Genomic DNA, 24,498 nt, shown 5'->3' on the forward strand with positions numbered 1-24,498 from the left:
GATCACCGGGCTCGCGGACGCGGACCTGTGGATCCCCGGGTGTCCCTGTGGACTACTTCTTCTCTACGGCGTGGCCGCCGAACTGGTTGCGCAGCGCGGCGATCATCTTCATCTGCGGCGAGTCCTCCTGACGCGAGGCGAACCGCGCGAACAGCGACGCGGTGATCGCCGGCAGCGGCACCGCGTTGTCGATCGCGGCCTCCACAGTCCAGCGTCCCTCACCCGAGTCCTGTGCATAACCGCGCAGGCCGTTCAGGTGCTCGTCCTCGTCGAGGGCGTTCACCGCGAGGTCGAGCAGCCAGGAGCGGATCACCGTGCCCTCCTGCCAGGAGCGGAAGACCTCGCGGACGTTCTCCACGGAGTCGACCTTCTCCAGCAGCTCCCAGCCCTCGGCGTAGGCCTGCATCATCGCGTACTCGATGCCGTTGTGGACCATCTTCGCGAAGTGGCCCGCGCCGACCTTGCCGGCGTGCACCGCGCCGAAGTCACCCTCGGGCTTGAGCGCGTCGAAGACCGGCTGCACCTTGGCGACGTGCTCGGCGTCGCCGCCGTACATCAGCGCGTACCCGTTCTCCAGGCCCCAGACGCCGCCGGAGACGCCGCAGTCGACGAAACCTATGCCCTTGGCGGCCAGCTCCTCGGCGTGCTTCTCGTCGTCCGTCCAGCGGGAGTTGCCGCCGTCCACGACCACGTCGCCGGGCTCCAGCAGCTCGGCCAGCCGGTCGACCGTCGCCTGGGTCGGCTCGCCGACCGGGACCATCACCCAGACCACGCGCGGGCCGCTGAGCTTGCCCACAAGCTCTTCCAGGCTGTGGACATCGGCGAGATCCGCGTTGCGGTCGTATCCGACGACGGTGTGGCCCGCGCGGCGGATCCGCTCGCGCATGTTGCCGCCCATCTTGCCGAGGCCGACGAGACCGAGCTCCATCAGTTGTGTTCCTTAGGTCGCTGTGTGGCGTACAGGCACCTGCGTGCCGAGCCGAGCCTAAACCCGGACGGTCACGCACAGTTGTGGGCGTACGCGCTCATGCGAGGACCACCTGACCTGGGGCTTTCCACAGCCGGTGAACAACCCGCCTCGGCCCGGCCGCAGCGCCGGTCACCCACAGGGGGCGCCCGGCGCTGTGCACAGCTGTGGACGGACGATCAGCCGCTGAGCCGCACCGGCATGATCAGGTACTTGTACGCGTCGTCGGCCTCGGCGTCGAGCGCCGGCTTCCCGCTGAGCAGCGCGGGCTTGGTCGACGTCGTGAACGACAGCTGGGCCACCGGGGAGTCGATCGCGCTCAGACCGTCCAGCAGGAACGTCGGGTTGAAGGCGATCGAGATGTCGTCGCCCTCCAGCTGGGCGTCGACCCTCTCCACAGCCTGTGCGTCGTCGCTGGAGCCGGCCTCCAGGATCAGCACGCCCTGCTCGAAGCTCAGCCGCACCGGGGTGTTGCGCTCGGCGACCAGGGCCACGCGCTTGACGGCCTCCACGAAGGGTGCGGTCTCGATCACGGCGACGGAGTTGAACTCGGTCGGGAACAGCGTGCGGTACTTCGGCAGGTCGCCCTCGAGCAGCCGCGTCGTCGTACGGCGGCCCGCGCCCTCGAAACCGATCAGGCCCTCGCCCGCGCCCGAGCCGGACAGCGCCAGGATGACGCTGTCGCCGCTGGTCAGGGCCTTGGCGGTGTCCTGGAGCGTCTTGGCGGGCACCAGGGCGACCGCGGAGACGTCCGGGTTCTCCGGCTTCCACAGGAACTCGCGGACCGCGAAGCGGTAGCGGTCGGTGGAGGCCAGGGTGACCGTGTCGCCCTCGATCTCGATGCGCACACCGGTCAGCACCGGGAGCGTGTCGTCACGGCCGGCCGCGATGGCCACCTGGGACACGGCGGCGGCGAAGACCTCGCCGGGGACGGTGCCCGTCGCGTTCGGCATCTGCGGCAGCGCCGGGTACTCCTCCACAGGCAGGGTGTGGAGGGTGAAGCGCGAGGAGCCGCAGACCACGGTCGCCCGTACACCGTCTGTGGAGATCTCCACCGGGCGGTTGGGGAGGGCGCGGGAGATGTCGGCGAGCAGACGGCCGGAGACCAGGACCGTGCCGTCCTCCTCGACCTCGGCCTCGACGCTCACCTTCGCGGAGACCTCGTAGTCGAAGCTCGACAGGCTCAGCTGGCCGTCCTCGGCCTTCAGCAGCAGGCCGGCGAGGACAGGCGCCGGCGGACGGGCCGGGAGGCTGCGTGCTGCCCACGCCACTGCCTCCGCGAGTACGTCGCGTTCCACCCGGATCTTCACCGTAAGCCGCCTCCTGCTGTTGCTACTGAGTCCTCCGACTCGGTGTCACCGCCCACTGCGAAGGGAAGGACACCGGGGACCAGTCTGACGCACCGCACTGACAGTAGGTGCCTGTCGGGGTCAAGTCGCTCCGGGGGGCAGCCGGGCTCGAGACGGCGAGTTGTGCACAGGCCCCGCTTCGAAACGGTTTCCCAGCTATCTCTAGTCGGGAGTAGTAGTAGGGCCTGTGGATACCGTGGATAACCCCGTTTTCCCAGCTCAGGGCCCAAATTTTGTCCACTGCCCCTGTGGGTGGAGCCGGTGGACAACCCGGGGTGTCTGTGGAGAACAAGAAGTTCTGCACACACCGCCCACAGATCGAGGGCAGTTCTCCCCAGCTGCGTCCCCAGGTTTACCCACGTTTCCCACACCCCAACCCGGCACCTTCGTGTGACGCCTTTCACTCGACGCAGTGAGAGGGGGCGTCGGGTTGCCGAACAGTGGACAGCCATGTGGAGAAGCAGGCCGCCGCTGGGGACAACCGCCCCCAGCCTGTGGGTTGTCCGTGGACAACTTCGTACACAGCCTGTGGATCCCCGCTTCGTCCACAGTCTGTGGAGATCGTTCGTCCACGATTCCACAGGCACCTGAGCTGGGCAGACGCCCGGTGAACCGGCTGCCTGTGGACGCAGTTCGGGACAACTCCGCAGTCCCCAGTATGTGGACGGAAGAAAGTCACCGAATCTGTGGAGAGTGGCCGTAACCAGGCAGTTAATCGAACACCGGGTTGCGGTCCAAGGGCGCCCCACGGCCCGCATGGCGCCCTTCCCCGGCCGCCGGGCACCGGTCGAGGACGGCCGGGTCGTGACGGTGGTGGTCGTCGCGCGGCTCCGGGCGGGCGGCCGGGAGCCCCGCGGACAGGGGAGGACACTGAAGGGCACGCCTGGGCGTGGGAGGGCGAGCCGTCGCCGCGTCGGCCGGCTGTGCGGCTCTGCGGCTGTGCGGCGCAGGGCGGGAGGCGGGCACGCACGGGGCGGCGGGCTCCCACCGGGCCGCGGCGCTCGGGACGGCCACGGTGGACGCCCGGTTCATGCCGAAGGCGCCCCGGGACGTGTGACCCGGGGCGCCCTTTGCTGTCGTCGGTGTCGTCGCCGGCCGGTGCAGGCCGTCGCCCGGCCGGGCGTCAGCCGTTCTTGATGCGGTTGGTCAGCTCGGTGACCTGGTTGTAGATCGAGCGCCGCTCGGCCATCAGCGCGCGGATCTTGCGATCGGCGTGCATGACGGTCGTGTGGTCGCGGCCGCCGAACTGCGCGCCGATCTTCGGCAGCGACAGATCGGTCAGCTCACGGCACAGGTACATGGCGATCTGCCGGGCGGTGACCAGCGCGCGCCCGCGCGAGGTGCCGCACAGGTCCTCCACCGTCAGCCCGAAATAGTCGGCGGTGGCCGCCATGATGGCCGGGGCCGTGATCTCCGGCGCGCTGTCCTCGCCGCCCGGGATGAGGTCCTTGAGCACGATCTCGGTCAGGCCCAGGTCCACCGGCTGCCGGTTGAGCGACGCGAACGCCGTCACCCGGATCAGCGCGCCCTCCAGCTCGCGGATGTTCCGCGAGATCCTGGAGGCGATGAACTCCAGCACCTCCGGCGGGGCGTTCAGCTGCTCCTGCACCGCCTTCTTCCGGAGGATCGCGATGCGCGTCTCCAGCTCGGGCGGCTGCACATCGGTGATCAGGCCCCACTCGAAACGGTTCCGCAGCCGGTCCTCCAGCGTGACCAGCTGCTTGGGCGGCCGGTCGGAGGACAGCACGATCTGCTTGTTGGCGTTGTGGAGCGTGTTGAAGGTGTGGAAGAACTCCTCCTGCGTCGACTCCTTGTCCGCGAGGAACTGGATGTCGTCGACGAGCAGGATGTCCATCTCGCGGTAGCGCTTGCGGAAGCTGTCGCCCTTGCCGTCGCGGATGGAGTTGATGAACTCGTTGGTGAACTCCTCGGAGCTGACGTAGCGCACCCGCGTGCCCGGGTACAGGCTGCGCGCGTAGTGCCCGATGGCGTGCAGCAGGTGCGTCTTGCCGAGCCCCGACTCCCCGTAGATGAACAGGGGGTTGTAGGCCTTCGCGGGCGCCTCGGCCACCGCGACCGCCGCCGCGTGCGCGAACCGGTTGGACGCGCCGATGACGAACGTGTCGAACAGGTACTTCGGGTTCAGCCGCGCGGTCGGCTCACCCGGGCCGCTCGCCGGCGCGGGCTGCGCCGCCAGCGGACCGGGAGCACCGGTCGCGGGCCCGTCCGTCCGGCCGTGCCCCCCGCGGTGCGCGGGGCCGACGCCCGACTGCTGGTCGGGCAGCTCCCGGCGGACGGGGTCGCGCTGGTCGTACTCGGCCCGGGGCGGCTCGTACTCGGGGCGCCCCGAGTCGTAGTCCGGACGTGAAGGCTCGTACTCCGCGCGCGGGTTGTCGTAGTCGCCGCGAGGACTGTCGTACTCACCACGGGGCTTGTCGTAGTCGCCGCGCGACTGCGGCTGCTCGTACGACGGGCGGTCCGTGCCCTTCGGGCGGTAGTCCTGGGACGGCGAGCCGTAGGAGTCGGGCCTGGAGCCGTAGGAGTCGCGGCCGGAGCCGTAGGAGTCCTGGGAGGACGGCGAGGCGTACGGGTCGCGCTCGGGGAAACCGAGCCGCGGCTGCTGCCAGCCGTACTCGTCCTGCCCGGGACGCGGCCAGGCGCCGGGTTCGGGGCGCTGGTACTCGGAAGGGTAGGCGGGCCGGGCCGTCGGAAGCTGGTCGCGGTCGCCGCGGGACGGCGGCTCGCCGCCCGGCATCTTGTCGCCGGCGCGGTGGCGGCCGTAGCCCTCGTACGGTCCGGACGGCAGCTCCGGCTCCTCGTAGCGCGGCTTCGGCGCCTGCTGCACGGGGGGCGCCGCGGGAGGCGGCGGCTCGCCCGCGGAGTCGTCCACGGTGATCGCGATACGGATGGGACGCCCGCACTCACGGCTCAGGGTCTCGCTGACGATCGGCGCGAGACGGCCCTCCAGTACGTTCTTCGCGAATTCGTTCGGTACGGCGAGCAGAGCGGTGTCCGCGACCAGCGCCAGCGGCTGGCAGCGGCGGATCCAGTGCTCGTCCTTCACCTCGACACCCTGGCCCCGGCCCTCGCCCAGGAGCTGCTCGAGTACTCGTGGCCACACTGCGGCAAGATCGGCAGGTACGTCAGCCACAGGGCACGCTCTCTCACAGGTCCCACGAACGTGTGGTTCGCGGACGGGTCGGGATGGAATCCGGGTGGACGGGCGGGGGCAATACCGCTCGGGCGGGGATAAGGGAACGAATCGGAGTTCAGCCACGGTAGTCAGCGCGGCGGGTAGGGTTCAAGTTGTTGTCCCCAGCCTGTGGACAGTGTCTCCCGGTGACCCCTGGTTTGACCGGATGGCGTAGCCGCGCGTACCGTAACCAGGTCGAGTTGTCGATGGCTGCTGCCGCCTGCCTCCGATGGGCACAGATCACTACAAGGTGATCGGGAAGCGGTGCACTCGGGCGTGACGCGAGCTACTCGTGGGCGCACGGTGACAGCCAGGACGGCACCCCGCCACTACCGATTTTCTCTGGAGCCCCCGAGTGAGCAAGCGCACCTTCCAGCCGAACAACCGTCGTCGCGCGAAGACCCACGGCTTCCGGCTGCGTATGCGTACCCGTGCCGGCCGCGCGATTCTCGCGTCCCGCCGTAGCAAGGGTCGCGCCCGCCTGTCCGCCTGATTCCGATCAGGTCATGACGTCGTGCTGCCCACCGAGAACCGGCTGAGGCGGCGCGAGGATTTCGCGACCGCGGTACGACGAGGTCGCCGGGCTGGTCGCCCGACCCTCGTCGTCCACCTTCGAAGCGGTGCCACGGACCCGCACGCGCCTGGGGAGAGCGCTCCCCCGACGCGTGCGGGTTTCGTCGTGAGCAAGGCCGTGGGTGGAGCGGTCGTGCGCAACAAAGTGAAGCGCAGACTGCGCCATCTGATGCGTGACCGAGTCGCCCTGTTTGCCCCCGGTAGCCTGGTAGTCGTACGAGCGCTGCCCGGAGCGGGTGACGCAGACCACGCACAGCTGGCCCGAGACCTGGACGCCGCCGTCGAGCGGCTACTGGGAGGGGGCGCGCGATGAAGTACCCACTACTGGCTCTGATCAAGCTGTACCAGTGGACGATCAGTCCACTGCTCGGGCCGGTGTGCAAGTACTACCCGTCGTGCTCCCACTACGGCTATACGGCCATCGACCGGCACGGTGCGATCAAGGGAACGGCACTCACCGCCTGGCGCATCCTCCGGTGCAATCCGTGGTCGCTCGGCGGTGTGGACCATGTCCCCCCGCGCAAGCGTCCCCGGTGGCACGAAATGCTGCGCAACGCTTGGCGCGCACGCACGGGCGGGCCCTCCGCCGCCGAACCGGCCACCGAAGAGAAGCTCTCCCCCGAGCTTTCTCCGGGCCCGGCCGCAGAGACCTCGTCCCATGCCCAAGGAGCATGATTAGTGGACACGATTGCCAGCCTGTTCAGCTTCATCACGACACCTGTCTCATGGGTCATCGTCCAGTTCCACACGGTGTACGGCGCCATCTTCGGCCCCGACACCGGGTGGGCCTGGGGCCTGTCGATCGTGTCCCTGGTGATCCTGATCCGCATCTGCCTGATCCCGCTCTTCGTGAAGCAGATCAAGGCGACCCGGGCGATGCAGACGCTCCAGCCCGAGATGAAGAAGATCCAGGAGCGCTACAAGAACGACAAGCAGCGTCAGTCCGAAGAGATGATGAAGCTGTACAAGGAGTCGGGTACCAACCCGCTCTCCTCGTGCCTTCCCATCCTGGCGCAGTCGCCGTTCTTCTTCGCCCTGTACCACGTGCTCAACGGCATCGCGTCGGGCCAGACCATCGGCGTCATCAACGAGTCGCTGCTGGAGAGTGCCCGTAAGGCGCACATCTTCGGCGCCCCGCTCGCGGCGAAATTCAAGGACAGCGCCGAGACGATCCACGCCCTCGGCGCCTCGGTCACCGACGTGCGCGTCGTGACCGTGATCATGATCGTCCTGATGTCGGCGTCGCAGTTCTACACGCAGCGCCAGCTGATGACGAAGAACGTCGACACGACGGTGAAGACGCCGTTCATGCAGCAGCAGAAGATGCTGATGTACGTCTTCCCCATCATGTTCGCCGTCTTCGGTATCAACTTCCCGGTCGGTGTCCTCGTCTACTGGCTGACCACCAACGTGTGGACCATGGGCCAGCAGATGTACGTCATCCACAACAACCCGACCCCGGGTTCCAAGGCTCAGGCCGCCTACCTGGAGCGTCTGACCAAGCACGTCACGCACCACGGCAAGGTCAGCCGCCGCAGCGAGAAGACCATCGTCAAGGCGATCGTCGCCAAGGGCCGCGACCGCAACGAGGCCGAGCGCAAGTTCATCAACTCGCTGACCAAGGCCGGCCTCGCCGCCCAGTCCGACGGCAGCGTGGAGAAGAGCTCGGCCCAGGCCGCGATGGAGACCGAGGACGGCACGGCCACCACGACGGCCACCGCCGGGCGGCGCCAGCAGCCCAAGCGCCAGTCAAAGTCCCAGCGCCAGTCCGGTACGCCCAAGCAGGCCGACGACCCCCTCTCGCTGGAGAAGTCCGACACGCCTCAGGACGCCAAGCCCGCCGCTGCCCAGCAGCCGCAGAAGTCCGGCTCCGGCACCCGCAGCAAGGCCCAGTCCGGCCAGCGCAAGGGTGGCCCGCAGCGGCCCAAGTCCCCGTCCAAGAAGTAAGAAGGAGCCCATCCCGTGACGGAAGGCACCACCTCCGCCGCTGCCGAGGGAGCAGACACCCTCACCCGCCTGGAGCAGGAGGGTGAGATCGCGGCGGACTACCTGGAGGGTCTGCTGGACATCGCCGACCTCGACGGCGACATCGACATGGACGTCGAGGCCGATCGCGCCGCCGTGTCGATCATCAGCGACAGCGGCAGCCGCGACCTGCAGAAGCTGGTCGGACGGGACGGTGAGGTGCTGGAGGCCCTGCAGGAGCTGACGCGCCTGGCCGTGCACCGGGAGACCGGCGACCGCAGCCGGCTCATGCTGGACGTCGCGGGCTACCGGGCCAAGAAGCGCACCGAGCTGTCCGAGCTCGGCGCCAAGGCCGCCGCCGATGTGAAGAACACCGGCGAGCCGATGAAGCTCCAGCCGATGACCCCGTTCGAGCGCAAGGTCGTGCACGACGCGGTCAAGGCCGCGGGGCTGCGCAGCGAGTCGGAGGGCGAGGAGCCGCAGCGCTTCGTCGTCGTGCTTCCCGCCTGATCGGTACGCCACGTTCCACCGGCCCCGTCTGTTGAGCAGACGGGGCCGAACTTTGTCAGCCTGGTAGTTCTGGTGGCCGGTGTGTGAAGCGCCGGCGCTGTACGGAAGGACGGTCCCCGTGACGGAGGCAGCGGAGCTTCCCCCCGTGCCCGAAGAGGCGCGGGAAGTGTTTGGTGAGCGCTTCGCCGACGCGGTCCGCTACGCGGAACTGCTCGCCGAGGCGGGCGTGCAGCGCGGCCTGATCGGCCCGCGGGAGGTGCCCCGCCTCTGGGAGCGGCACCTGCTCAACTGCGCGGTGCTCTCCGAGGCGGTTCCCGAGGGAGTGACGGTCTGCGACGTCGGATCCGGCGCCGGGCTGCCGGGCATCCCGCTGGCCCTGGTCCGGGACGACCTGAACATCACCCTGCTGGAGCCCCTGCTGCGGCGCACCAACTTCCTCACCGAGGTCGTCGAGCTGCTGGGCCTGGACCATGTCACCGTGGTCCGCGGCCGCGCCGAGGAGGTCCTCGGCAAGCTGCCACCGGTCCACGTGGTGACCGCCCGGGCCGTCGCCCCGCTGGATCGCCTGGCCGCTTGGGGCATCCCGCTGCTGCGCCCGTACGGCGAGATGCTCGCGCTGAAGGGCGACACCGCCGAGGAGGAGCTGAAGGCCGCGGCCACGGCACTCAGCAAGCTCGGCGCGGTGGAGACCTCCATCCTGCACGTGGGCGAGGGAGTGGTGGATCCGCTGTCCACCGTCGTGCGCGTCGAGGTCGGGGAGAGCCCCGGCGGTGTGCGGTTCGCGGCGAAGCGGGCGAAGGCGGCCAGGGCGGGCCGGGCGCGCAGGCGCCGCTGAGTACGGCCGTTGTGCCTCGGACGTGTCGACCATCACGTACCGGGCGTACTAATGAGCCGTGTTGATGCGTCCCGGGAACGAGACGTACTCCACACAAGCTGCCGAACCTACGCAGGTCGGAGTGTCGCGAGGGTCCGGTCGCGGCCGCTGTGCATCGTGTTTCACGTGAAACGTCGCTCACTGTTGCACGGCATCATCAGCCGCGGTCGGGCTGCGGCCGAACCGCGTGACCGCAAGCCTCTCGGTTCTCTAGGAGATGACACCCCCGCTGCGGGCGCTCCCTCCCCCGCACGGGGGTCGGAGCTGTCCACAGAGGTGGATTTCTCCACAGAAGACCAGGCCTCACTGGTTCATGACCCCGAAGACATGGGAGGCTCTGTTCATTGCGAGCCTGAAGTCGAGGAGAGTGAATCCTTGCGGTCCGACGCCAACATCGCGGGACCGATGACCGATCCGGTCCCCGGTCCCCGTACCGAGTCGATGGGAGCGGATGTTTCACGTGAAACACCGCCCCCGATGGACGACACTCCCATCGGTCGTGCTGCCCAACTGGCGGTAGAGGCTCTTGGCCGCGCAGGCGAAGGCCTGCCGCGACCGGAGCAGACCCGAGTCATCGTGGTCGCCAACCAGAAGGGCGGCGTGGGCAAGACGACGACGACCGTCAATCTTGCTGCTTCGCTGGCTCTGCATGGCGGCCGTGTCCTGGTGATCGACCTCGATCCGCAGGGCAACGCGTCCACGGCCCTCGGGATCGATCATCACGCCGAAGTTCCCTCGATCTACGACGTCTTGGTGGACAGCAGGCCGCTCGCCGAGGTCGTCCAGCCGGTCCCGGATGTGGAAGGCCTCTTCTGCGCCCCCGCCACCATCGATCTCGCCGGTGCGGAGATCGAGTTGGTGTCGCTGGTGGCCCGGGAAAGCCGGCTGGAGCGCGCGATCCAGGCGTACGAGCAGCCGTTGGACTACATCCTGATCGACTGCCCGCCCTCACTGGGGCTGCTGACGGTCAACGCGTTGGTCGCGGGGCAGGAAGTCCTCATCCCGATCCAATGCGAGTACTACGCGCTGGAGGGCCTCGGCCAGCTGCTGCGCAATGTCGACCTGGTGCGAGGGCACCTCAACCCCACCTTGCACGTGTCGACCATCCTGCTCACCATGTACGACGGCCGGACGCGACTCGCCTCGCAGGTCGCGGACGAGGTGCGTACCCACTTCGGTGACGAGGTGTTGCGGACGAGCATTCCCCGCTCGGTCCGGATCTCCGAGGCGCCGAGCTACGGGCAGACGGTGCTGACCTACGATCCTGGATCGAGTGGTGCGCTGTCCTACCTTGAGGCGGCCCGAGAAATTGCGCTGAAGGGCGTGGGCGTCAGCTACGACGCCAGCCAGGCCCACATCGGCGCCCAGAACGACCCGAGCATGGTGGAGGGGATCCAGTGAGCGATCGACGGAGGGGGCTGGGCCGTGGACTCGGCGCACTGATCCCCGCTGCCCCGACCGAGAAGACGCCGCCCCCAGCCGCCATGGGAGGCGGAGCGTCCTCTTCTCCCGCAGCCGTGCCGGTACTGACGACCGACCGCGGTGTGGCCGCGGCGAAGGTGGCCACGCTGCCGCCTGTCGTCCAGGAGGCCGAGGAGTTCCCGGCGAGCCCGCTGGCGGAGACACCCGAGCCTCCGGTGGGTGCCCACTTCGCCGAGATCCCGCTCGACGCCATCACGCCGAACCCGCGGCAGCCGCGTGAGGTCTTCGACGAGGACGCTCTGCAGGAACTGGTGACCTCCATCCAGGAGGTCGGTCTCCTTCAGCCTGTCGTCGTACGGCAGCTCGGCCCCGCCCGCTATGAGCTGATCATGGGCGAGCGGCGCTGGAGGGCCTGCCGTGAGGCCGGCCTGGAGGCCATCCCGGCCATCGTCCGGGCCACGGACGACGAGAAGCTCCTCCTGGACGCGCTGCTGGAGAACCTGCACCGCGCGCAGCTGAACCCGATCGAAGAGGCCGCTGCGTACGATCAGCTGCTGAAGGACTTCAACTGCACACACGACCAGCTGGCCGACCGGATCGGACGGTCCCGTCCTCAGGTCTCCAACACCCTGCGTCTGCTCAAGCTCTCGCCGACCGTCCAGCGACGGGTGGCCGCCGGCGTGCTCTCGGCCGGCCACGCCCGGGCACTGCTGTCGGTCGAGGACTCGGAGGAGCAGGACCGGCTGGCGAACCGCATCGTGGCCGAGGGTCTGTCGGTGCGGTCCGTGGAAGAGATCGTGACGCTGATGGGCTCGCGGCCCCAGCGAGCCACGCGTGCCAAGGGCCCGCGGGCCGGCTCCGTCCCTTCTCCGGCACTGAACGAGCTGGCCACCCGGCTCTCCGACCGGTTCGAGACGCGGGTGAAGGTGGAGCTGGGCCAGAAGAAGGGCAAGATCACCGTGGAGTTCGCCTCCCCGGACGACCTTGAGCGGATCCTCAGCACGCTCGCCCCCGGCGAGAGGCTGGCCCTCCAGAAGAGCCTCCGGGAGGACGCGCCCGAGGAGACAGAGGACTGATTCCTCAGGCGATGCCGCCTGGCAGAGCAAGGGAGCGGGTCGTGTCCGGTGTGTACCGGAACACGGCCCGCTCTTTGCTTTGAGGCGGTATCGAGCGAATCGCATCGTGGATACGATGCGAACGGGTATGGCGCATCCACCGGACAGCAACTGCACCTCTGAGTGGGGAGTCGGGGGCCATGCGATCGATGAACCGCACCGGACTGGTGAGCGCGGGTCTGAGCCTGGGAGCGGTCGGCGGGTTCGTCGGCAGCCTGCTCAGGGAACGGAGCGCTCTGACAGCCGCTCTCGATGCGGCGGGCGAGGAAAGTGAGGAACAGCCTTCATGGGGCGTCGGCTCGTGCCGCTCACGCTGGACAACCTTCAGGACCTTCCCCAGCGCTGTCGCTCGTGCGTCTTCTGGGAGCTGGACCCTGTCAGCGGCGAGGCGGCGCTGAAGGCGGGCACTTCCGCATCGGAGAAGGAGGCCTGGATCTCCGCGGTGCTGCTGGAGTGGGGATCATGCGGCCGCGTGGCCTATGTCGATGACGTGCCGGTGGGTTTTGTGTTCTACGCTCCGCCGGCCTATGTCCCGCGCTCCTCGGCCTTCCCCACGAGCCCGGTCTCGCCGGACGCCGTCCAGCTGATGACGGCCTTCATCATGCCCGGCTATCAGGGCCAGGGGCTCGGCCGTGTGCTCGTGCAGACGGTCGCCAAAGATCTTCTGCGCCGGGGCTTCAAGGCCATCGAGGCTTTCGGGGACTCGCGCTGGAAGGAGCCGGCCTGCATGCTGCCGGCCGATCATCTTCTGGCCGTGGGCTTCAAGACCGTCCGCCAGCATCCGACGCATCCTCGGTTGAGGCTGGAGCTGCGGTCGACCCTCTCCTGGAAGGAAGACGTGGAGATGGCCCTCGACCGGCTCCTGGGCGCGGTTCAGAAGGAGCCGGCGCTGAGGCCGCTGTAGCCGGGCGACTGGAGCGGATGGCGGCTGCGCAGGGCTTACATGCGAATGGGCCGACCCCTCAGGGGTTGGCCCATTCGTGTTTCACGTGAAACATCTGCCACCGGCCGGAGACGGCAGCGCTCCGATCATCGCCCTACTTGGTGATGAACTCTTCCAGGTCGCGGACGATCGCGGCCTTGGGCTTGGCGCCGACGATGGTCTTGGCGACCTCGCCACCCTGGTAGACGTTCAGGGTCGGGATGGACATGACGCCGTACTTGGCGGCCGTACCCGGGTTCTCATCGATGTTGAGCTTGACGATCTCGATCTTGTCGCCGTACTCGGCCGCGATCGCCTCGAGGGACGGGGCGATCTGGCGGCACGGACCGCACCAGGCGGCCCAGAAGTCCACCAGGACGGGCTTCTCGTTCTTGAGGACGTCCTGCTCGAAGGAATCGTCGGTCACGTTCTTCAGGGTGCCGGCCACGGCGGGCTCCTTAGCTTGTTCGTGCGGTGGGGCGGGGGAAGGGGAAAGTCAGACTGCGGCGGTCTTCTCGGGCTCCGCCTTGTCCTCGTCCGCGAGGGCGGCGAGGAAGCGCTCGGCGTCCAGAGCGGCGGAGCAGCCGGTGCCGGCTGCGGTGATCGCCTGGCGATACGTGTGGTCGACCACGTCACCGGCGCCGAAGACGCCGGTCAGGTTGGTGCGGGTGGAGGGGGAGGCGACCTTCAGGTAGCCCTCCTCGTCCAGGTCCAGCTGCCCCTTGAAGAGCTCCGTGCGCGGGTCGTGGCCGATCGCGATGAACAGGCCGGTCACCGGCAGGTGGGACAGCTCGCCGGTCTTGACGTTGCGCAGCTTCAGGCCGGAGAGCTTCTGGTCGCCCTGGACCTCGGCGATCTCGCTGTCCCACACGAACTTGATCTTCGGGTCGGCGAAGGCGCGCTCCTGCATCGCCTTGGAGGCGCGCAGCGTGTCCCGGCGGTGGACGATCGTCACGGACTTGGCGAACCGCGAGAGGAAGGTGGCCTCCTCCATCGCGGTGTCGCCACCGCCGATCACGGCGATGTCCTGGTCCTTGAAGAAGAAGCCGTCGCACGTGGCACACCAGGAGACACCGCGACCGGAGAGGGCGTCCTCGTTGGGCAGGCCGAGCTTGCGGTGCTGCGAGCCGGTGGTGACGATGACGGCCTTCGCCCGGTGGACCGTCCCAGCGGTGTCGGTGACAGTCTTGATCTCGCCCGTCAGGTCGACGGAGACGATGTCGTCCGGAATCAGCTCGGCGCCGAACCGCTCGGCTTGGGCGCGCATGTTGTCCATGAGGTCGGGGCCCATGATGCCCTCGCGGAAGCCCGGGAAGTTCTCGACCTCGGTGGTGTTCATCAGCGCACCACCGGCGGTGACGGCACCCTCGAACACCAGGGGCTTCAGCGACGCGCGCGCGGTGTAGAGCGCCGCCGTGTAGCCGGCGGGCCCGGAGCCGATGATGATCACGTTTCGGACGTCGCTCACGGCTTGATTCCTCGTCTCTGGTCTGCGTCAGTCGACCGGCGGGAGCCCCTTTCGGGACTCTCACACCACCCAACGGATCCTACGGGGCCCGCATTCCCGGTGTGTCCGGGCACACGCACGCACCCAGAGACTGACGAAACGCTCCGCCAGTTCAGGACCGGGGGAAGGACTGCTTGAGGAGAACCTTGCCGACGGAGACGGGCTGTTGACCGGCGCAGGCCGCGTCGACGACATAGGCCATGACACGCGCGCTGTCCTCGGCGCCGCGGGCGACGACCAGGTAGGCGGCCTTCCCGTCGTACGTTCCCGTTTTGGCGCCCAGAACGGCGCCGCTCCGAGGGAGCGCCTGCCGGACACAGTCAGGGACGGCGGCGTCGGTCTGGATCAGGGTGTTGGCGCTCTCGGTCGACCCCGGGGTGTTCTGCTTGGTCCCGATGCCGCCGTCGGGGCTCTGGCTGCCGGTCCCTTGCCGCGTCTTCTTCCCGGCGAGCAGATCGGCGACCTGGCTCTGGACGCTGTTGCCGGAGAACGGCCCGGCGGAAGCGGTCGGGTGCCCGTGGGCTGTGGTGTCGGAGGGGTGGCCCTGGAAGGACTGGAGGACCAGTGAGCCGGCCCCCAGCACTGCCGCGGTGAGGACGGCACCCAGGACTACGCGCCTGCGCCGTCGGCCTCGCTCACGGCCCTTGCGGCCCGGACCGGTCGCCGCTTGGGGGTGCCCTGCCGGGCGACCAGACGTGGCCGTTGTTTCACGTGAAACATGCCCCTGGTTCTCCGTGTGACCAGCCTGGGTGGCTCCCAAGAGGTGGGCGTCGACCGTGTCCGGAGTGGTAGCGCTGAGCAGTGCCTCGGCAGCGAGGGCGGCATCGATGCGCCCGGCGACATCGTCCGGCATACGCTCCGTCCCGGCCGTGGAGCCCAGCAGTCCCCTGATCCCCTCCAGCGAGGTGTGGACGTCCGCACACAGCTCGCACGAGTCCAGGTGCCGGCGTATGTCCGAGCTACGGTCCGGTGGAAGAAGACCTTCGGTGAGGTCGGAGATCTCCGCGACGTCCGGGTGCCCGGCCGTGTCTGTCGAGGAATTCACGCTCGCCCACCTCCGCCCTTCACTGCGGCTGAATCGCTCGTTCCCGTATCCCCGGGGCTTCCGTTCGGATCCCCCGCTGCCGGTGGGACGGATGTCCCCGTCGCCCGGTTCCGCCCCGGGCCGGATTCTTTTCCGCCCCCGGCGCCCTCGGGCCGTAGATGGGTGAGCAGGGGGAGCAGCTTGGCTCTGCCCCGGGCGCAGCGGCTCTTCACGGTGCCCGTCGGCACATCAAGGATCCGGGCGGCCTCCGCCACGGGGTAGCCCTGCATGTCCACGAGCACCAGGGCGGCCCGCTGCTCATAGGGGAGGGTGCCGAGCGCCTCCACCAGCTGACGCTGTACGTCGTTCCGCTCCGCTGGCGCCGAGGCCGACTCGTGCGGCTCCAGCAGCTGCTCCAGCCGCTCGGTGTCGTCGACGGGAGCGGTCTTCCGGGTGGCGGCCTTACGGGCCCGATCCAGGCAGGCATTGACCGTGATCCGGTGCAGCCACGTCGTGACGGCCGACTGGCCCCGGAAGGTGTGAGCGGCCCGGTAGGCGGACACGAGGGCGTCCTGGACCGCGTCAGCGGCCTCCTCGCGGTCCCCCAGCGTCCTCAGGGCAACGGCCCAGAGTCGATCCCGATGCCGCCGCACAATCTCCCCGAAGGCATCGTGATCGCCCTCGACATGACGAGCGAGCAACTCCTCGTCCCGCACGCCGCCGTACCCGGCACCTTCAGCCATGGGCCCCTCCCTGGGGGGAACCTAGCTGGTGACCTTGATATCGGCCACTCTGCCGCGCCATTTGCCGTCGTCAGCCTGCATGGGCAGCTTGGTCAGCCACACGAGCAGGTACCGGGACTTGAGAGACTTGCCGGGCTTGAGTTGCACGGTCGATCCCGAACCTTCGGCGACCTTGGAGTAGTCGTTGAACGAGGTCGGCTCGGAGCCGGCGTCCGCACTCGCGCTGCGAAGTTCGACCGAGGTGTCGCCCACGAGACTGACGGTCACCTTTCCGACCTGCTGGACCTTGCCGAGGTCGAGGATGACGCCCACGCCCGACTTCAGATTGCCGAACGCCGGGCTCAGGTAGAAGTCCGTCTGCCAGTAGGTGGCCGTGCTGTCGTCGTAGACCTTTCCTATGTCACCCGGCTTCTCGGACTGGTCCTTGCCGAACGGGTCGAAGTCACGAGCGCTCTCGATGGCGATCGGTTTGCCGGACGTCGGCTTCTTCGCGCCCTTGTCGCCGCCGTCCTCGGTCTGGGTGTTGTTCGTGTCGGTCGGCTTGTCGCTGTGGTCCATCAGGGCGTCCGCCAACTGCCAGCTTCCCAGGCCGAGGGCGGCGATGAGGAGGGCGGAGACCGCCCACTTCAGCGCCTTGCCGGTGCGGCTCTGCAGGGGAGGCGGCGGGGTCGTGAGGGGCTGGGTGGCCCCGGGGCGCGGCGCCGGGCGGCCGTAGGTGCCCTGCTGGTAGGTCGTGCGCTGGTACTCCGGCGGTGCTGTGAACGCCGGCTCCGGCGGGCGGATGCGGGGCATCTCGCCGATCGCCTTGACCAGCTCTTCAGGCGTGGCGCACGCGGCCTCGTGACGCGAGGCGGTGGCACCGTCGTTCACCAGAGCACGCATGGCCAGCTCGGACAGGCCGCGGTGGACGCCGGCGCGCACCTGGTCGGGTGCGATGAGCCCGATGTCCTTGGGGAGACCGGACATGCCGTAGGCGTCGTTCTCGTACGGCCAGCGCTGGGTCAGCGCCGCGTACAGCAGAGCGCCGATCGCCTCGGTGTCGGCCCGCTGCGGGGTATCGGTGCTGATGCCGCGCAGCGCGGCGTTCACCGCGAGGCCGCGGATGCGCCACTGGCCGCTGGACGTACGCAGGACAGCGTTCGGGTTGAGCCGCAGATGGGCCAGGCCCTCACGGTGGGCGGCAGCCATCGCCGAGGCGATCTGACTGACCATCTGGTAGGCGTCGTGCGCCTCCAGCGGGCCGGCCGCCAGGAGCGGGGTCAGCTCGGTGGCGTCGGGCAGCCACTCGTGCACGACATAGACGAGGTCGTTCTCCTCGACCGCGTCGAGGACCTGGACGAAGCGGGGATCACCCAGCAGCGCCGAGGAGCGGGCCGCGGCGAGGACCGAACGGGCCCGCACATGATCCGCGGGAAGGATGTGGACGCCGACGGCACGACGGAGTTTCTCGTCGACCGCGCGCCAACTGCTGAATCCGTCCAGTCGGGTGACGCACTCCTCCAGCCGGTACCGTCTGGCGAGCTTGTGACCGCTGTGCAGTTCGGGCGGGGACGTCTTCTGCCCGGGACCCTCGATTCCGCCGCTCCCCTGCGCCTCGTCGCTGTCCTTGTCCCGCTCCGGGTTCTTGGCCACCCCGTCGGCCGTGGACTGCTCCGCCTTGGCGGTCAGCGGTTGCTCACCGCTGTTGTCTGCCACGTCGACGGCAGCCGTGCTCCGTTCCGCCACCGTCGTCCCTGCCTCCCCATCCGTTGCACGCTGTCCGACGCCGAAACCAATTGTGCCCACAGTCCGCCGCTATGCACGACACACAGCGGCGGACGATGGTTGTGCGCCTACCCCCGCCTCAGCGCCCCAGACGCCCGCGAACCATACCCACGAGCGAGTTGAGCTCCTCGATGCGCATACGCCGGGCGGCGACGAAGAAGACGCCGAGCAGCACGGCGCCGCCCACGATCAGGGCGGCGAAGGAACCCACCACGCCGTGACCCAGAGTGTTCCCGATGCCGTAGCAGGCCGCGCCGCTGAGCAGGGCCGCGGGCACCGAGGCGATGGCCAGCCGCGCGTACGTGCGCAGCACCCGGGCCCCGTCCAGGTCGCCGCCGAGCCGCTTGCGCAGCCGCCGCCAGGCGATGCCCACACCGATCGCGTAAGCCAGGCCGTACGCGGCGGCCATTCCGGCAACCGCCCATCGGGCCGGCAGCAGGAAGTAGCAGAGCGCGGAGGCGCTCGCGTTGACCGCCGCCACGATCACGGTGTTGTAGAAGGGCGTGCGGGTGTCTTCGTAGGCGTAGAAGGCGCGCAGGACGACGTACTGGACCGAATAGGGGATCAGGCCGAGGGCGAAGGCCATCAGCATGTACCCCATGTTGACGGCCGAGCTCGTCCCCGCCGAGCCGAAGATCAGCGTGCACATAGGGATGCCGAGCGCGAGGAAGCCGAAGGCGATGGGCACGATGGCGACCGCGGTGGTGCGCAGGCCCTGGGAGATGTCGTCGCGAACCGCACCGGCGTCGTCCTCGGCCGCCGAGCGGGAGATGCGCGGCAGCAGGGCGGCCATCAGGGACACCGTGATGATGGCCTGCGGCAGCCCCCAGATCAGCTGGGCGTTGGCGTAGGCGGCGAAACCGGTGCCCTTGACGCCCGAGTCCTTGCCGGCGGCCGTGGACAGCTGGGTGACGACCATGGCGCCCGCCTGGTTGGCGAGAACGAACAGGATCGTCCACTTGGCGAGCATGGCGGCCTTGCCCAGGCCGTGGCCCTTCCAGTCGAACCGCAGCCGGATCCGGAAGCCGGTCTCGCGCAGGTAGGGGATCATCGCCAGCGCCTGCACGACCAGACCGAGCAGCACGCCGACACCGAGCAGGCGCTGCCCCTCCGGCGGGATGCTGGTGACGTCCATGTGGGAGTTGGCGGCGCTGCCGTAGACCCAGATGAACGCGCCCAGCGAGATGATGATGACGATGTTGTTGAGGACCGGCGTCCACATCATCGCGCCGAACTTCCCGCGCGCGTTGAGGATCTGACCCATCACCACATGGATGCCCATGAAGAAGATCGAGGGCAGGAAGTAGCGGGTGAAGGTGACCGCCACGTCGTTGGCGGCCGGGTTGTCGGCGATGGGTTGCGACAGCGCCCGCACGAGGAGCGGCGCGGCGAACATCGCGAGGCCGGTGAGCGCGGCCAGTGCCACCATGACGAGGGTCAGCAGACGGTTGGCGAATGCCTCGCCGCCGTCCTCGTCCTCCTTCATGGACCGCACGAGCTGCGGCACGAAGACGGAGTTCAGACCGCCGCCCACGGTGAGGATGTAGATCATCGTCGGCAGCTGGTAGGCCACCTGGAAAGAGTCGGCGAGAAAGCCGAGGCCCAGGGCCGCGGCGATGAGTGCGGAGCGGATGAAGCCGGTGAGGCGGGAGACCATCGTGCCCGCCGCCATCACGGCACTGGACTTCAGCAGCCCGGCGGCCTTGCCGCCCTTCTTGGCGGGAGCGGCCGGGGCCGCGGGAGCCGCCGGCGCCTCGGCCATGACCGCGCGGGCCGGATCCGGGGCCGTGGTCGGCGCGGGAACCGGCGTCTGCGGCGGATTCCCGGCGAACGGAGCCGCGGGGTACGCGGCCCCGGCGTACGGACCGCCCGGCTGCTGGCCCTGCCCGTACGGCGAGGGGTACGGACCCGCTCCCCCCTGGCCGTAGCCAGGCGCCGGGGCAGGCCCCGGGACGCCGGGCTGGTCCATGGGCGGGTGTCCGCCGCCCTGCTGCTGGTCCTTGAAGAGATGCGCGAAGGCGTCCGGCTCGTGGTACTCCTCGCCGGAGTGCGACACCAGGTCGTCCACGCCCACGAACTGCGTCGTGCGCGGGTCGTCGCCGAAGGGCATGGTGTTCGCGCCCTCCGGCTCGGGCGCCGGCGTCTGAGCCCACACACGGGGGTCGGGGGCGTACGGCGTCTGGGCGGGCGGGGCGTAGAGCGGCTGCTGCTGCTCGTAGCTGCCCGGGGGCGGCGGCGGGTGCGCGGCGCGGTCGTAGAGCGCCTCGGCGACCGGGTCCTGCGCGGTCAGGTCGTGCGCCCGGTAGGGGTCCTGGTCGTAGGCGTCCTGGAGGTACATGTCCCCCGCGTGCTGCGGCGGTACCTGGCCGGGCTCTGGCGGCGTCTCGGGGTAGCCCGAGCCGGCCGCGCCCTGGCCGCGTTCACCGTCGTACGGCGCGTTCATGCTTACCCCACCTCATCGTCCCGGGCCCACCGGCCACGACATCGCTCAACGGTCCACTCTCTCACCCGTCCCGGACGGGTCGGTGCTTTCCGGTGCGGTGTCCGGCGCAGGGTCACTCGGCTGCTCCGGGTCGCCTGCCCCGGTGGCGGAGTCGGACTCCTCGGGGAGACGGTCGCCGGGTGCTCCGGGGTTCCCGGGCTCGTCGGTGGCCTCGGCCGTCCCGTCGGGGCCGTCCTCCTCGGCCTGGCGGGCGGCCGCGCGCTTGCGCTGGGTGTACATCCGGAAACCGGCGAGGACGAGCAGCAGCACGCCGCCGCCGATGACCAACATCACCGTGGGGGTGACCTCGGTTACCTTCACGTCGAAGCTGACCGCGTCGCCGTACTCCTGGCCGTCCTCCGTGTACAGCTGGGCGATCACCGTGACGCGGCCGTTGGCGCCTGCCGCCGTGGCGAACTTCACGGACTGGCTGTGCCCGCCGGAGACCTCCACAGGCTGCTCGTAGTAGGCCTTGCCGTGGATCTTCAGACGGGTCGGCATGGTTGAGGTCAGGCGCAGGACCAGATGTCCGACGGGCTGGACCAGGTTGTTCTGGACGGTGACCGGGATGGTGGCGCTGCGGCCGGAGAGCTTGGTCTCCGACTTGTCGATCAGCTTCACCTGGTCGGCGAGCTCGTCGAGCCATGCCTCCACGCCGCCCCGGTAGCTGTCAGCCTCCTCGCCGCGGCCGCGCCACGACGTCGACATCTCACGGTTTATGGCCCGCCCGAACGGGGTGACCACACGGGACCGGTCGGCGAGGATCACCTGGAAGTTGTCGAGCTTGTCCTGGGTCAGGGCGATCTGCTGGAAGGCCGTCCGCGGCAGCTCCTGCCGGCGCAGCGAGGACGGGTAGGCGGACGTCGACGGGATGCGCGTGGTGGCTTCGGCGTCGGGCTTGTCCTTGGCGGCCGCCGTGAGGTCCTGGGACTCGGACCAGGTGCTGTCCTGGAGAGCCTTCAGGGCGGTCGCCATCGCCTGAGCCTGGCTCGCGGTGGGTGTGCGCTGCGGTGCGACGACGATGCTGCGCTGCTCGCCGGTCTGGGCGTTCAGCTCGAGGGTCTGGGCGAGGAACCGCTGCACGGCGAGCGTGGACGAGCCGGCGTCCGTCAGATCGCGCTCGAAGGCGGTGGACAGTCGGCCGTCGGCCACCACCGCCGTGGTGCCTCCGCCGACCGGGCGGGCGGCGGAGGGGGTGTACGGCAACCCGGCCGTCTCCTGGAGGCTGTCGCTGCGGGCGATCACCCGGTCGGCTCCGGCGGACGTGGCGACCTTCATGATCGACGGGTCCACGGCCCCGTTCACGGGCCAGGCGAAGTCGGTGCTCGGTGTGACGTGAAGCACGGTCTTGACCGTGGTGGCGGCGACGTCGGTGGCGCCCTTGAGGTAGCTGAGGGAGCCGGTGACGCTGGTGCCGTTGTGCGCGAGGGACGCCAGGTCGGGGTCGCCGAAGGGGAGCGCGACGACCTCATTGCCCGCCACCGCCTTCTGCAGGTTCGCCAGCCACTGCTTGGCGAGCGCCTGATGCTCGCGGGAACCGGGCGTGGTGCTGTCACCGTCACCCTGGATCCGGTAGTTGCCCAGCGCCATCGCGTCCACGGAGGCCAGCAGGTCCGGGTCGATCACCCAGGTGACGTCCAGGTCCTTGCCCAGCTCCACCATCTGCGCCAGCCGACCGCCCGGCGCGAGTTCCTCGGCCAGGTCGTTGTCACGGAACACCGGCGTCTGCTGCTCGCCCGCGCCCGTCTTGGCCGTCATGTGGACGGTGGACAGCAGTGGCCACAGGAAGGTGGTCTTCGTCTTGGTGTCGGCCTCGGAGGGCTGCCACGGCAGGAACGTCCGCTGGATGCCGAGAATCTGGTCCCAGGGCTGGGCGGAGGTCTGGCCGGACAGGGCGACACCGAACTCGTAGACGCCGTCCTGGCCGAGGTCCAGCTTGTCGACGGGCACGGAGATGCTGAAGTGCTCGGCGACGCCCGGGGCCAGCTTGGCGAACTTCTCCTCGTACTTGCCGTCGACCTCGGTGCCGGTACCGCCCTGCAGATCGTCGGCGTGCCGGGCGACCCCGTCGACGGCCGAGCGAGTGTTGAGTATCGGGCCCACCCGCAGACCCACGTGGGCGCCGGTGACGGTCTGCTTGCTCTTGTTGGTCACCGTGCCGGAGACGGTCAGCGTGTCCCCGTCACCGGGGGCATTGGGGCTGAGTGAATCCAGGGCGACGGCGACCGTGTCCGAGGCGGCGGCCTGGGCGGGCGCCGCGGCGGGCAGCTGGAGCAGACCGGCGAGCAATGGCGCACCCGCGAGCAGCGCGCCGGTGCGCCTCAGCCACCGGCGGGCAGGTGAGGCACTGGTCCCCTGGAAGTGAGCCGCCTCGGCCACGCGCTCGTCCGTCCCTCGTCGTCGTCAGTGGTCGTCGGAATGTGCGTCCACGCATGGTAACGAGGCGCGCTGAGGGGAAGTGCCGCGGTCTGCCAGACAAGATCGCATGGCAGAGGGCACCCCGTCCTCTATATCCAGTATCGAGGGGACCACATCCATACGCGGTAAGAGCTCCGATTGCGGGGGTATGGCAGGAGCTGCTACGGCCGCCTAATGCGGGAGCCTCCGGAGGCGCGAGGCACGTACCCTCTTCTGTTGTGCCGAACGCCAACGAAGACACTCCCTCCGCCCTGAGCCAGGCGCAGCAGCGCGCGGTCGCCGAGCTGCTGCGGGTGGCCCCTGTCGCTGATGATCTCGCCCGCCGATTCCACGAGGCCGGGTTCTCCCTCGCCCTGGTGGGCGGATCGGTACGCGACGCATTGCTGGGCCGGCTGGGGAACGACCTGGACTTCACCACCGACGCCCGCCCCGAGGACGTACTGAAGATCGTCCGGCCCTGGGCCGACGCCGTCTGGGACGTGGGAATCGCTTTCGGCACCGTCGGCGCACACAAGGGCGGCTACCAGATCGAGATCACCACCTACCGCTCGGAGGCCTACGACCGCACCTCCCGCAAGCCGGAGGTGTCGTACGGCGACTCCATCGGGGAGGACCTGGTCCGGCGTGACTTCACGGTCAACGCGATGGCCGTGGCGCTGCCCGAGAAGGAGTTCGTCGATCCCCACGGCGGCCTGGAGGACCTGGCGGCACGGGTGCTGCGCACGCCGGGCACACCCGAGGCGTCGTTCTCGGACGATCCCCTGCGGATGATGCGGGCGGCCCGCTTCGCCGCCCAGCTGGACTTCGAGGTGGCCCCCGAGGTCGTCACCGCCATGACGGAGATGTCCGGACGGATCGAGATCGTCTCGGCGGAGCGGGTCCGGGACGAACTCAACAAGCTGATCCTCTCCGACAACCCGCGCAAGGGCCTGTCCCTGCTCGTCGACACCGGGCTCGCCGACCATGTGCTGCCCGAGCTTCCGGCACTGCGCCTGGAGAGTGACGAGCACCACCGGCACAAGGACGTCTACGACCACACGCTCATCGTCCTGGAGCAGGCGATGGCGCTGGAGACCGACGGCCCCGACCTCACGCTCCGGCTGGCCGCCCTGCTGCACGACATCGGTAAGCCGCGTACGCGCCGCTTCGAGAAGGACGGCCGGGTCTCGTTCCACCACCACGAGGTGGTCGGCGCCAAGATGACCAAGAAGCGCATGACCGCCCTGAAATACTCCAACGAGCTGGTGAAGGACGTCTCACGGCTGGTCGAACTGCATCTGCGCTTCCACGGCTACGGCACCGGTGAGTGGACGGACTCGGCGGTCCGTCGATACGTCCGCGACGGGGGCCCGCTGCTGGACCGCCTGCACAAGCTGACCCGATCCGACTGCACCACCCGCAACAAGCGGAAGGCCGCCACGCTGTCCCGGGCCTATGACGGCCTGGAGGAGCGGATCGCCCAGCTTCAGGAGCGGGAGGAGCTGGACTCGATCCGTCCGGACCTCGACGGCAACCAGATCATGGAGATCTTGGGCGTGGGTCCCGGACCGGTTATTGGCAAGGCGTACAAGCACATGCTGGAGCTGCGCCTGGAGAACGGACCCATGGAGCACGATGCCGCGGTGGCCGCTCTCAAGGAGTGGTGGGCCGCGCAGAGCTGAGCCGGAGGC

The 24,498-nt window shown here is 69.2% G+C and carries 20 protein-coding genes; 10 read left to right on the plus strand and 10 right to left on the minus strand.

The window, feature by feature from the left end:
* Positions 1-52 precede the first annotated feature (52 nt).
* The 3 genes from gnd to dnaA all read right to left on the minus strand — a co-directional run bounded on the left by gnd (position 53) and on the right by dnaA (position 5,467).
* Positions 53-928 (minus strand): phosphogluconate dehydrogenase (NAD(+)-dependent, decarboxylating), encoded by an 876-nt coding sequence (gene gnd, locus BLW57_RS19975; RefSeq protein ID WP_093476263.1) that lies wholly within the window; start codon positions 926-928, stop codon positions 53-55.
* 218 nt (positions 929-1,146) lie between these two features.
* The gene (gene dnaN, locus BLW57_RS19980) at positions 1,147-2,277 is read right to left on the minus strand and encodes a DNA polymerase III subunit beta (RefSeq protein ID WP_073887369.1); all 1,131 of its coding nucleotides are present in this window, start codon (positions 2,275-2,277) and stop codon (positions 1,147-1,149) included.
* A gap of 1,162 nt (positions 2,278-3,439) precedes the next feature.
* Entirely contained in the window at positions 3,440-5,467 is a 2,028-nt protein-coding gene (gene dnaA / locus BLW57_RS19990) for a chromosomal replication initiator protein DnaA (RefSeq protein ID WP_093476265.1), read from the minus strand.
* A 397-nt stretch (positions 5,468-5,864) separates the two neighbouring features.
* On the opposite strand from dnaA, the gene rpmH reads away from it, so the two are divergent.
* The 9 genes from rpmH to BLW57_RS20035 all read left to right on the plus strand — a co-directional run bounded on the left by rpmH (position 5,865) and on the right by BLW57_RS20035 (position 12,872).
* Entirely contained in the window at positions 5,865-6,002 is a 138-nt protein-coding gene (rpmH, locus tag BLW57_RS19995) for a 50S ribosomal protein L34 (RefSeq protein WP_003956500.1), read from the plus strand.
* A gap of 21 nt (positions 6,003-6,023) precedes the next feature.
* Positions 6,024-6,395 carry a ribonuclease P protein component gene (gene rnpA / locus BLW57_RS20000; protein ID WP_073887343.1) on the plus strand — a complete coding sequence of 124 codons (372 nt, stop codon included), beginning with the start codon at positions 6,024-6,026 and terminating at the stop codon, positions 6,393-6,395.
* Positions 6,392-6,757, plus strand: coding sequence for a membrane protein insertion efficiency factor YidD (yidD, locus tag BLW57_RS20005; RefSeq protein WP_093476267.1), 366 nt, complete (start codon positions 6,392-6,394; stop codon positions 6,755-6,757). The genes rnpA and yidD overlap by 4 nt, the downstream gene beginning before the upstream one ends.
* Positions 6,758-6,760: 3 nt before the next feature.
* Positions 6,761-8,029 carry a membrane protein insertase YidC gene (gene yidC, locus BLW57_RS20010; RefSeq protein WP_093476268.1) on the plus strand — a complete coding sequence of 423 codons (1,269 nt, stop codon included), beginning with the start codon at positions 6,761-6,763 and terminating at the stop codon, positions 8,027-8,029.
* 15 nt (positions 8,030-8,044) lie between these two features.
* Positions 8,045-8,557, plus strand: a complete 513-nt coding sequence (locus tag BLW57_RS20015; RefSeq protein ID WP_093476270.1) for a Jag family protein — start codon at positions 8,045-8,047, stop codon at positions 8,555-8,557.
* Positions 8,558-8,675: 118 nt separating this feature from the next.
* Positions 8,676-9,392 carry a 16S rRNA (guanine(527)-N(7))-methyltransferase RsmG gene (gene rsmG / locus BLW57_RS20020; RefSeq protein WP_093476271.1) on the plus strand — a complete coding sequence of 239 codons (717 nt, stop codon included), beginning with the start codon at positions 8,676-8,678 and terminating at the stop codon, positions 9,390-9,392.
* A 366-nt stretch (positions 9,393-9,758) separates the two neighbouring features.
* Positions 9,759-10,832: a ParA family protein gene (locus BLW57_RS20025; protein ID WP_093480784.1), complete on the plus strand. Its 1,074-nt coding sequence runs from the start codon at positions 9,759-9,761 to the stop codon at positions 10,830-10,832.
* Complete coding sequence (locus BLW57_RS20030) at positions 10,829-11,929, plus strand: ParB/RepB/Spo0J family partition protein (RefSeq protein WP_093476273.1); 1,101 nt, start codon at positions 10,829-10,831, stop codon at positions 11,927-11,929. Before BLW57_RS20025 ends, BLW57_RS20030 begins: the two co-directional genes overlap by 4 nt.
* 325 nt (positions 11,930-12,254) lie before the next feature.
* Entirely contained in the window at positions 12,255-12,872 is a 618-nt protein-coding gene (locus BLW57_RS20035; RefSeq protein ID WP_093476274.1) for a GNAT family N-acetyltransferase, read from the plus strand.
* Between the two features lie 133 nt (positions 12,873-13,005).
* On the opposite strand, the gene trxA is transcribed toward BLW57_RS20035, so the two are convergent.
* From trxA to BLW57_RS20070, 7 genes are all read right to left on the minus strand, one after another.
* Entirely contained in the window at positions 13,006-13,338 is a 333-nt protein-coding gene (gene trxA / locus BLW57_RS20040; protein WP_073887332.1) for a thioredoxin, read from the minus strand.
* 48 nt (positions 13,339-13,386) lie between these two features.
* The gene (gene trxB, locus BLW57_RS20045) at positions 13,387-14,358 is read right to left on the minus strand and encodes a thioredoxin-disulfide reductase (RefSeq protein ID WP_093476276.1); all 972 of its coding nucleotides are present in this window, start codon (positions 14,356-14,358) and stop codon (positions 13,387-13,389) included.
* Between the two features lie 151 nt (positions 14,359-14,509).
* Positions 14,510-14,980, minus strand: coding sequence for a hypothetical protein (locus BLW57_RS43120; protein ID WP_306822934.1), 471 nt, complete (start codon positions 14,978-14,980; stop codon positions 14,510-14,512).
* A gap of 458 nt (positions 14,981-15,438) precedes the next feature.
* A complete protein-coding gene (gene sigM / locus BLW57_RS20055; protein ID WP_093476279.1) occupies positions 15,439-16,164 on the minus strand; it encodes an RNA polymerase sigma factor SigM in 726 nt (241 codons plus the stop codon).
* Positions 16,165-16,185: 21 nt separating this feature from the next.
* Positions 16,186-17,889 carry a protein kinase family protein gene (locus BLW57_RS20060; RefSeq protein WP_093476280.1) on the minus strand — a complete coding sequence of 568 codons (1,704 nt, stop codon included), beginning with the start codon at positions 17,887-17,889 and terminating at the stop codon, positions 16,186-16,188.
* Positions 17,890-18,007: 118 nt separating this feature from the next.
* Entirely contained in the window at positions 18,008-20,371 is a 2,364-nt protein-coding gene (murJ, locus tag BLW57_RS20065) for a murein biosynthesis integral membrane protein MurJ (protein WP_093476282.1), read from the minus strand.
* A gap of 45 nt (positions 20,372-20,416) precedes the next feature.
* Entirely contained in the window at positions 20,417-22,789 is a 2,373-nt protein-coding gene (locus BLW57_RS20070) for a DUF6049 family protein (protein WP_093476283.1), read from the minus strand.
* A 257-nt stretch (positions 22,790-23,046) separates the two neighbouring features.
* Between BLW57_RS20070 and BLW57_RS20075 the strand changes: the two genes are divergently transcribed.
* Positions 23,047-24,489 (plus strand): CCA tRNA nucleotidyltransferase, encoded by a 1,443-nt coding sequence (locus tag BLW57_RS20075; RefSeq protein WP_093476285.1) that lies wholly within the window; start codon positions 23,047-23,049, stop codon positions 24,487-24,489.
* Positions 24,490-24,498 lie beyond the last annotated feature (9 nt).

The organism is Streptomyces sp. 1222.5 (assembly GCF_900105245.1).
Classification (GTDB): domain Bacteria; phylum Actinomycetota; class Actinomycetes; order Streptomycetales; family Streptomycetaceae; genus Streptomyces; species Streptomyces albidocamelliae.